10 protein-coding genes and 1 pseudogene are annotated in these 9,098 nt (G+C 56.3%); 2 read left to right on the top strand and 9 right to left on the bottom strand.

Annotated features, from left to right (window positions below):
* Positions 1 to 189: hypothetical protein (locus K0A93_13120; protein ID MBW6513029.1), on the top strand; the 189-nt coding region annotated here is incomplete at its 5' end.
* A 226-nt stretch (positions 190 to 415) separates the two neighbouring features.
* Positions 416 to 910 (top strand): annotated as a pseudogene (locus K0A93_13125) (KamA family radical SAM protein).
* An 8-nt stretch (positions 911 to 918) separates the two neighbouring features.
* Here K0A93_13125 and K0A93_13130 read toward each other — a convergent pair.
* Genes K0A93_13130 through proB form a run of 9 tightly spaced genes read right to left on the bottom strand, consistent with a single transcriptional unit; the run spans position 919 to position 8,957 of the window.
* On the bottom strand, positions 919 to 1,677 hold the full coding sequence (locus K0A93_13130; GenBank protein ID MBW6513030.1) for a ComF family protein: 759 nt from the start codon (positions 1,675 to 1,677) through the stop codon (positions 919 to 921).
* Positions 1,678 to 1,706: 29 nt separating this feature from the next.
* A complete protein-coding gene (gene gpmI / locus K0A93_13135) occupies positions 1,707 to 3,251 on the bottom strand; it encodes a 2,3-bisphosphoglycerate-independent phosphoglycerate mutase (GenBank protein ID MBW6513031.1) in 1,545 nt (514 codons plus the stop codon).
* 2 nt (positions 3,252 to 3,253) lie between these two features.
* On the bottom strand, positions 3,254 to 4,615 hold the full coding sequence (locus K0A93_13140; protein MBW6513032.1) for a tetratricopeptide repeat protein: 1,362 nt from the start codon (positions 4,613 to 4,615) through the stop codon (positions 3,254 to 3,256).
* Positions 4,616 to 4,655: 40 nt separating this feature from the next.
* Positions 4,656 to 5,003: a TraR/DksA family transcriptional regulator gene (locus K0A93_13145; protein MBW6513033.1), complete on the bottom strand. Its 348-nt coding sequence runs from the start codon at positions 5,001 to 5,003 to the stop codon at positions 4,656 to 4,658.
* A gap of 39 nt (positions 5,004 to 5,042) precedes the next feature.
* The gene (gene rlmH / locus K0A93_13150) at positions 5,043 to 5,516 is read right to left on the bottom strand and encodes a 23S rRNA (pseudouridine(1915)-N(3))-methyltransferase RlmH (GenBank protein ID MBW6513034.1); all 474 of its coding nucleotides are present in this window, start codon (positions 5,514 to 5,516) and stop codon (positions 5,043 to 5,045) included.
* Complete coding sequence (rsfS, locus tag K0A93_13155) at positions 5,513 to 5,878, bottom strand: ribosome silencing factor (GenBank protein MBW6513035.1); 366 nt, start codon at positions 5,876 to 5,878, stop codon at positions 5,513 to 5,515. The genes rlmH and rsfS overlap by 4 nt, the downstream gene beginning before the upstream one ends.
* A 26-nt stretch (positions 5,879 to 5,904) precedes the next feature.
* Positions 5,905 to 6,549 carry a nicotinate-nucleotide adenylyltransferase gene (gene nadD / locus K0A93_13160; protein MBW6513036.1) on the bottom strand — a complete coding sequence of 215 codons (645 nt, stop codon included), beginning with the start codon at positions 6,547 to 6,549 and terminating at the stop codon, positions 5,905 to 5,907.
* Between the two features lie 13 nt (positions 6,550 to 6,562).
* Positions 6,563 to 7,819, bottom strand: coding sequence for a glutamate-5-semialdehyde dehydrogenase (locus tag K0A93_13165; protein ID MBW6513037.1), 1,257 nt, complete (start codon positions 7,817 to 7,819; stop codon positions 6,563 to 6,565).
* A 4-nt stretch (positions 7,820 to 7,823) separates the two neighbouring features.
* A complete protein-coding gene (proB, locus tag K0A93_13170) occupies positions 7,824 to 8,957 on the bottom strand; it encodes a glutamate 5-kinase (protein ID MBW6513038.1) in 1,134 nt (377 codons plus the stop codon).
* Positions 8,958 to 9,098: the final 141 nt, after the last annotated feature.

Genomic DNA, 9,098 nt, shown 5'->3' on the forward strand with positions numbered 1-9,098 from the left:
TCGGCAGAAGAAAACTCCACGGCAGTAAATGGTTTCAGATTTGAGCAGTGCGGATCCGGAGCGAGCACGCCCCGGCAATCTCGTGGCATGCTTGCGTCGGCACATGCAAAGGGGACTAAACTGTTACACTTAGAAGGCTTGCACCGTCTTATCGCTTTGCAACGACATTTCGGTATCCAGACGACGTGATACTTGCAGTCCCAACTCGTATGACATAGAGTTTGTTTGCTGTTCATCGAAAGCCTCCTTTTCCAAGAACTTTGAGCGGTTCACGAACGGGAGGCTTTCATTTTCTCCCGGAACTGTCAAACTTTTACTGTCCCCCGGCAAAGCCGGGGGGTTACCCTATGTACTTAATTCCCTGAAGGCTCTTGAGAAAGACGCAAAGGCACGAGGAGACGACATCGACGTTGAGCAGCGGATGACCCCGGCACTACTGAAAATCCTCGGCGGTTATCACCGCGTGCCGAGCTGGATCAATACCCAGTGCAATCATCCCAAGGAGTTGACCGAGGAGACGGCGCGGGCGGTGTATGATCTGCTTGGTTGTGGCGTGAATGTCGGCAATCAGGCGGTGCTGCTCAAGGGGATCAACGACGATGTGGAGACCTTTCGGGAGCTGCACCAGAAATTGCTGACGGTGCGGATCAAACCCTCTTACGTCTTCTATTGCGAACCGGCTCCCGGTATCGATCACTTCCGTACCCCGGTCGAAAAAGGGGCCGAACTGATTCGCGATGCCCTGCGCGGCCACACCACCGGCCTCGCCCAGCCGATGTATGTTATCGCCACCAACATCGGCAAGATTCCACTGCTGCCCGATTACTACATACAGGGGGAAAACGCCACGGAATACACCCTCAAAAATCATCTCGGGGAAACGACCACGATCCCGAACATGCCGGAATAACGCCGCCGTTACTCAAAGATCAGCGCCGGTTCGCGATCAACCCGGGCAACGACTGCCGCCGCGACCTGCTGCGCCCCGGCCTGGCGCAAGGTACGCGCGCATTCGTTGAGGGTGGCTCCGGTGGTCATGACATCGTCAACCAGCAGCACCCGTTTGCCATCAACGTGCTGACCATCCGCAGCAAATGCTCCGCGCACGTTTTTGCGGCGCGTGGCTGCTGGCAGCCCCTGTTGCGAGAGGGTCGGTCTGATCCGCCGTAACGCCTGCAACGGCACCGGGCAGCGGCTGTTGCGTGCCAGCTCGCGCGCCACCAGCAGTGCCTGATTGTAGCAGCGCTGGCGTATGCGGGCGGTGTGCAACGGCACCGGAACAATCACCTCGGGACGAAACATATCGATATCTTCCCCGACGGTGGACAGCAGCAATCGTCCCAATGGCCGGGCCAGAGATATGTCTTCCTGATATTTGAAACGGTGGATAACATCGCGCAACAGATGTGTGTAAATACCGTGGAAATAAATCTGGCTGAACGCGGGGGGGTGGCGCAAACAACCGGCGCAGAAGTGGGTGCCTGCGGCGGCGGCAAAGGGGAGTGCACAACAACGGCAGCGGGCACCAAGGTAGCGGGGCAGCTCCTGGCGACATTCGGCACAGAGCATTGTGGTGCGATCAACTGCACCGCGTTGCCGACATGCCAGGCAGAGCGGCGGCAGCAGCAGGTCAAACAAACCGGTCAACTCAAAGTGCAGCCACCCGGTAATCGTCACCGCCCCTCCTGTCAAATGATATAAAGCGTTTATTGGAGCAGACTGGTGCCGGTCATTTCCGCTGGTTGCTGCAAACCGAGGAGTTCGAGGAGGGTTGGCGCGATATCGGCCAGAATCCCCTCACGCACCTGTGCCGTGCGCAAATTGGCACCCACCAGAATTACCGGAGCAGGATTGGTGGTATGCGCGGTATGCGGCTGACCGTTCGCATCGGCCATCTGTTCGCAGTTGCCATGGTCAGCGGTCAGCAACAGACTCCCGCCAACAGCAAGAACCGCGGCGACGACCCGGCCAACACACTCGTCAACAGTTTCCATGGCGCGAATCGCTGCGGACTCGACACCGGTATGACCGACCATGTCAGGATTGGCGAAATTCAAAACAATCAGATCATAAATCCCCGAGGCAACGCGTTTTTCAACTTCCGCAGTCACTTCATAAGCGCTCATTTCCGGTTTCAGGTCGTAGGTGGCAACCTCCCGGGGGGATGGAATCAGGGCGCGATCTTCGCCCCGGAAGAGCTCTTCACGACCACCGTTAAAGAAAAAGGTCACATGGGCGTATTTCTCGGTTTCGGCGATCCGCAGCTGTTTTAATCCAGCGTTGGCCACAACCTCACCAAGGATCTGCGGATAATTTTCAGGCGGAAAAGCGATCGGCAGGTCGAACGTTTCATCATATTCAGTCAGACAGACGTACGCTGTCAGTTGGGGAACTTTCTCCCGTTTAAAACCATCAAAAGTGACCGCAGTCAGCGCACGGGTGAGTTCGCGAGCGCGATCTGAGCGGAAATTGAAAAAGATCACCGCATCCCCGTCATCAATCGTGCCGGGGGGCTCATTGGTGCCCAGAATGACGCGCGGTTCAACGAATTCATCATACTGGTCGGCCGCATAGGCACTGGTAATGGCGTCGCGGCTTGATGCTGCCGGAATCCCCTCAGCGGCAACCAGTGCCCGGTACGCACGTGCCACGCGATCCCAGCGGTTATCCCGATCCATTGCATAGAAGCGCCCGCTAACCGTCGCGATCCGACCCACACCAATCCGCTGCAACTCAGCCTCGAGTTCCTGTAAAAAACCTGCGCCACTTTTCGGCGGCGTATCGCGACCATCGAGGAATGGATGGACACACACAGCGGTAATTCCGCAGCGACGCGCCAGTTCCAGCAGCGCATAGAGATGGGTATTATGGGAATGAACCCCGCCGTCGGAAAGGAGCCCGAGAAGGTGAAGTTTGCCGCCACTTTCGCGTAATCGGGTCAGGGCCGCAACCAACACGCTATTGGTAAAAAAATCGCCGTCGCCAATACTTTTGCTGATCCGGGTTAGTTCCTGATAGACAACACGACCGGCACCGATATTGAGGTGGCCGACTTCGGAGTTCCCCATCTGCCCGGCAGGCAGACCGACCGCTGCCCCCGAGGCACCGGCACGGGCCGTCGGGTAGTCGCGCTGCAAGCGATCGAGGTGTGGTGTTGCGGCTAATGCGACGGCGTTATGCTCACGACCTGGATTGAGCCCCCAACCGTCAAGGATCACCAACGCGACCGGTTTTCCGCCCCGACGGTGCATAATTAGTGACGTTCCCCGTGATAGATTTCACTAACCTGTAATGCTTTGGCCTCACGCAGGAGGGCACGGCCAGCCAGGCCGTAGGTTCCCCAGTGACCGCACGCCGGACAACGGCTCTGCCATTCCGGAGTTGACGCATCACATTCTTCGCAGAGATAATCGAGGCGCAGACGATTGTCGATACCGAGTGCCAGCTGATACTCGTTGATCGCTTCATCGGCGCGATTGCGCCGCCGATGGACTTCCGCCAGCAATTGATGCAACTGCGGGGTGTCGATCCCGGCACTTTCAACCAGGCCAAGTTGTTCCATCGCCTCATCAACCATCTCCAGACGCAGACAGAACTTGCCAAAAAACAGGCAGATCAGCAGATCGTCGGGGAACTCGTTGGCCAAATTCCGGTAAAAGTCGAGGAGTGTCGACGGATCCTCGGCGTCCATATAAAGATCTTCAATCCGCGACAGAAAAATACTCTTTCCAAGGGCCAGGTAGGCGCTTCGCCAGGTGGCAAAAGCATCATCCGGTCGCCCCATCTTGCGGTAAGCATCTCCCAGTGAAACCCGTGCCGGAACAAATTTCCCGTCTTCCTTGATGATTTCCTTGAACTCTTTTTTGGCCTGTTCCTGCTCGCCTGAGTCCAGTGCCTGCCGCGCCAGTTCGTAACGCAGATGCCGTAACAGCGCCTGCTCCTCCGCCAGACGGTTCTTCCCCGGACCTGCTTTCATGACTTTACGCTGCAGTTTCAGCGCCTCATTCCAGAGACCATGTTTGATCTGCAAATTGCGCAGCGCGCGCAAAGCCTTACGATTATCTCCTTCGACCAGGAGAATGCTCTGCCAGACCTCGATGGCCTCGTCATTGCGGTCGAGCTCCTCGTAGGTGCTCGCCAGCTTGAACAGGACCTCCATACTTTTCGGATCGACCGTCTTGGCCTTGATCAGCAGATTGATCCCTTCCTGGGGGTTTCCTTCCTGAATGGCCAGATTGGCCAGAGCAATATAACTTTCGACCCTGCCGGGATCGCGTTCAAGCGCACGCTGGAGCAGGGTCTGGGCCTTTTTCAGATCACCGGCGAGCAAGCGATTGACGCCGTCCCGATACACTGAACCGACTTCGCGCGCTTTTTTGTCCTGACGATCCTGTTTGGCATGCCTGGCCCAGTAGAGGACAACCCCGTAAAGGTGCGCCGCGTAGCCGATCACCAGGCCAAACAGGACGCAGCCAACCACCATAATCGCCACCGAGGTTGTCAGGCTCTGATCGCCGAAATAAAAGATCGTAATATCCTGAGGATTCATCCCGGCAAAGTAGATGAAGAACGTCAGAAAAAGGATGATCATCAACAGAAAGGCCATTAGTGTCATGGTCAGCTCCCAGGTAGCCGCACATCAGGCGGTCATTAAATTATTCGCCGAATCTCTCGACTTCCGTTTTACATTCAACACAGTAGCGCGAGAAGGGACGTACTTCCATGCGTTTCTGCGGAATTTCTTCTCCGCAACCAAGACAAACACCATATTCCCCCTGCTCCAGCCGCGCCAGTGCCGCATCAATATCGCGCACTTTCTGGCGCTGTACTTCACTCAGATTCAGGAGTACATCACGTTCGTACGTCGCACACGACATATCACCAATATCAGGGACATCCCCCTGCGCCATTTCCCGCGCAGCCTGCGTATTGCCACTGATCTCGCGCATTACGTCACGGCGCATTGTCAGTAAATTTTTTTTATAGTTCGCGCTTTTCTCCATCGCGTTCAGCTCCAGATGCGGGCATTTGGCCCCGTCGAATCAGGGGTTGTGGTACGGTTCATGGCGAATGATCGTCAATGACCGATAAAGCTGCTCCAGCAACAACAGTCTGACCAGTTGATGGGGCAGGGTCATGGCCGACAGCGACAGCAGCAGGTTGGCGCGCGCCTTGACCGCGTCACTCAGACCGTAGGCGCCGCCAATCACCCAGACGATCTCACCGGTCCCGGCGCTCATCTGTTTTTCCATCCAGTCGGCCAGCTCCGTTGAACGCTGTTGACGCCCGTTCTCATCAAGGACCACAACCGTCGCCTCCGGCGGAATTTTTGCCAGCAGTCGCGCCCCCTCACACTCCCGAATATAGCGGGGATCGGCCTTCTTTCCCCCTTTTTCTTCTTTGTGCTCATCAATCTGTAACGGAAAATAACGTTTAACGCGTTGCGCATACTCAGCGACCCCGTCACGCGTGAAGCTCTCCGCCAGTTTACCAACACACGTCAAACGCAGTTTCAACGCGACGTTGTTTCGGTATCGGGCAATGCAACCAGCGGGGCCTCACTCCAAAGCCCGTCGAGATCGTAAAATACCCGCACCGGTTCCTGAAAAACATGCACCATGATGTCTCCGTAGTCAAGGAGCGCCCAGCGTCCTTCCCGCAGCCCCTCACTCGCCAGCGGAGTAATGCCGTGCTCTTTTTTCAAGCCCAGTTCGATGCCCGTGGCGATCGCTTCAACTTGCCGGTCGGAGCGCCCGGAAACGATCAGCAAATAATCGGTGAGGGATGAAAGACCACGGACATCAAGTAATTTCAGGTCCAGTGCTTTTTTTTCCAGAGCATAGCCAGCACAAAGAAGCGCTCGTTCTTCAGTCGTCAATGGGGTGAATCTCCCTTTATCCTCATTTACACATAGAGATTGTGGGCCGCAATATACTCGGCGACCGGGGCAGGAACCATTCCGGTGATTGGCTCTCCTGCAACCAGCCGGGCCCGAATGGTACTCGATGAGACGGTGCTGGCAGTATCAGAAAGCAAAATCACCCGGTTGCCACTTTGATGGCACAAGTCGCAAGTCGATGCATCATAACAGAACTCACCCCTGACCGCAACGGGAAGCCGTTCTTTGAGATCGGCGCAAACGACCCCGGGACGGGCGGCGACCACCAGGTGCGCAAGGGCAAAAATTTGTCGATATTCCCACCAGGTGGCAAGATCACAAAACGAATCCATGCCGATCAAAAAAAACCGCTCCGCCTGCGGATAAGCGTCGCGCAACTGCCGCAAGGTATCGACAGAATAGCTCTTTCCGGGGCGTTTGAGTTCAATATCGGAAAGCATGAAAGCGGGATGGTTGGCAATTGCGGCGGCGACCATTGCCGCCCGATCTGCATAGCTGACTTCGCGTGGCAATTTTTTGTGTGGCGGAGCGGCCGCTGGAATAAATAATACGTTATCCAGATCGCACCGTTGCCGCATGGCTTCGGCGATCAGCAGATGCCCGTTGTGGACCGGATTAAAGGTCCCGCCGAGAATGCCCAAGCGCTTCATTGCCCGCCCTCTGTCAACTCCGCACCTGACCATCTCCAAAGACAATAAATTTGCGCGTCGTTAAATCTTCCAGCCCCATCGGTCCGAACGCATGGAGTTTGGTCGTCGAAATCCCGATCTCGGCTCCGAGTCCGAACTGATTACCGTCAGAGAAACGGGTCGAGGCATTGACCATCGCAACGCTCGAATTGACTTCACGGATAAAGCGCTGGGCGTTGGCGTAGTCGCACGTCACAATCGACTCGGTGTGCAACGATGTATAGCGGGCAATATGATCAAGCGCGGCGTCCAGATCGGCGACCACCTTCACCGCCAGAATCAGGTCGAGATATTCCGCGTCCCAGTCCTCTTCAGTCGCCGCCTTGATCTCGGGGGCAAACCCCCGCGTCACCTCACAACCACGCAATTCGACCCCTTCTTGAATCAATCGTGCAACAATCCGGGGAACGAATTCTGCGGCAATCGCCTGATCGATCAACAATGTTTCCATTGCGTTGCAGACACCGGGACGTTGCACCTTGGCGTTGACGCAGATGTTCTCGGCCATGTCCTGATCTGCCGATTGATCAACGAAAATGTGACAAACCCCCTTGTAGTGCTTGATCACCGGAATGCGCGAATGTTCACTGACAAAACGAATCAGACTTTCGCCACCGCGCGGAATAATCAAATCAATTTCGTCTTCCAGTTTGAGCAGTTCGGTCACCGCCTCACGATCGGTCGTCGTCACCACCTGAATCGCTCCGGTCGGCACCCCCATGCGCTCCAGTTCGGCACGCAAAATTGTGCCGATCGCGCGATTGGAGTGAATCGCCTCGGAACCACCGCGCAGAATAACGGCATTGCCGCTCTTCAAACAGAGACCGGCAGCGTCGGCAGTGACGTTTGGCCGTGACTCATAGACAATCCCGATCACTCCGAGAGGGATTCTCATGCGACCAACTTGCAGCCCATTCGGTCGGCGCGACAGCTGCGCCACCTCGCCCACCGGATCGGGAAGCGCGGCCACCTCGCGCAAACCGTTCGCCATCGCCCGGATCCGTTGGGTGTCGAGCGTTAAACGGTCGAGCAGCGCACTCGACAGCCCTTTGTCACGCCCGACCGCCAGATCCTTTGCATTCTCACCAGCCAGCTGATCCGTTGCGGCTTCGAGGGCAGCGGCCATATTGTTAAGCAGATCATTTTTTACCTGAGAGGAAAGGTTTGCCAGAACTCGCGCGGCGGCCTTTGCCTCCAGCGCCAGTTGACGCATCTCAACAGCGATACTCATGGGATTACTCCTCGCTACGGTCTTTCAATACCATATTGTCTCGATGAATCACTTCATCGCCATATTTGTACCCCAGCACGGCCTCGATTTCAGTACTTTTTTTGCCGATAATCTTCAGCATCTCCGGCAACGCGTAGTTGATGACCCCTTTGGCGAATTCAACCCCGTCCGGATCGATCAGGCGTACCGCATCACCACGATCGAAGCTTCCTTCGACCCTGGCAACCCCCGAAGGGAGCAAGCTTTTGCCGCGTTCCACCAGTGCGGTACAGGCCCCGCGATCAAGATGCAGTTTGCCGCGCGGCTTGGTGGTAAACGCCAGCCAATGTTTCCTTGTCGCCATCGGATTACCGGCAGGCAGAAAATAAGTCCCGACTTCTTCGCCGGAAAAAAGCCGGTCGAGAATCTGCTCTCGACGGCCATTGACAATCGCCGTACCGACCCCATTGAGGGCCGCACGCTTGGCCGCCTTGATCTTGGTCTCCATCCCGCCGGTGCCATGTTGGGTCACGCTGCCCCCGGCACAACCCTCGATCTTTGCAGTGACCTGTTCAACCAGCGGAATCAGCCTGGCACCAGAATTTAAACGCGGATCACTGTCGTACAAGCCATCGACATCGGACATGATCGTCAGCATATCCGCCTCCACCAGATTGGTCACCATCGCCGACAGATTATCGTTATCGCCACAGCGGATTTCTTCAACGACGACCGTATCGTTTTCGTTGACAATCGGCAAAATGTCGTGCTCCAGCAGGGTCATCAAGGTATTGCGCGCATTAAGATAGCGGCGCCGGTTGGCGAGATCATCGCGCGTCAGCAGAATCTGCGCCACCTTGACCCCACGTTTGGAAAAAGCATCGCGGTAGGCCTGCATCATCCGACTTTGGCCGATAGCCGCAGCCGCCTGTTGCAACGGAATCGTCGCCGGGCGACCGGTGATACCGAGGTCACCCTTCCCTGCAGCAATAGCCCCAGAAGAGACCAGGACAACCTTGTATCCGCGCTGGCGCATGGCGACAACCTGACCGGCAATCGCATCAACCTGACGATCTTCCAGTCCGTTGCTGGCGGAGATCACCCCGCTGCCAATCTTGATCACCACCTGCCGAACATGGGCCAGCAGATTTTCGCGCATTGATGGAATATTCATGATGCACTCGCAAAAACTCATGGGATGGCTAAGCAAAAATTTCGTCCTACAAGGCCTGGTGGTTTTTCAGGGGCGAAGGCCTACATCAGGTAGGTCGAGGTCCTGAAAAACCGGCGTAACGCAGTA

The sequence above is a fragment of the Desulfuromonadaceae bacterium genome, from assembly GCA_019429445.1.
GTDB lineage: Bacteria > Desulfobacterota > Desulfuromonadia > Desulfuromonadales > JAHYIW01 > JAHYIW01.

Coding starts and splice junctions, on each gene's coding strand:
- gpmI (MBW6513031.1), bottom strand. CDS start 3,251: ATGCACCGTCGGGGCGGAAAACCGGTCGCGTTGGTGATCCTTGACGGT.
- K0A93_13140 (MBW6513032.1), bottom strand. CDS start 4,615: ATGACACTAATGGCCTTTCTGTTGATGATCATCCTTTTTCTGACGTTC.
- K0A93_13145 (MBW6513033.1), bottom strand. CDS start 5,003: ATGGAGAAAAGCGCGAACTATAAAAAAAATTTACTGACAATGCGCCGT.
- nadD (MBW6513036.1), bottom strand. CDS start 6,549: ATGAAGCGCTTGGGCATTCTCGGCGGGACCTTTAATCCGGTCCACAAC.
- K0A93_13165 (MBW6513037.1), bottom strand. CDS start 7,819: ATGAGTATCGCTGTTGAGATGCGTCAACTGGCGCTGGAGGCAAAGGCC.
- proB (MBW6513038.1), bottom strand. CDS start 8,957: ATGCGCGAAAATCTGCTGGCCCATGTTCGGCAGGTGGTGATCAAGATT.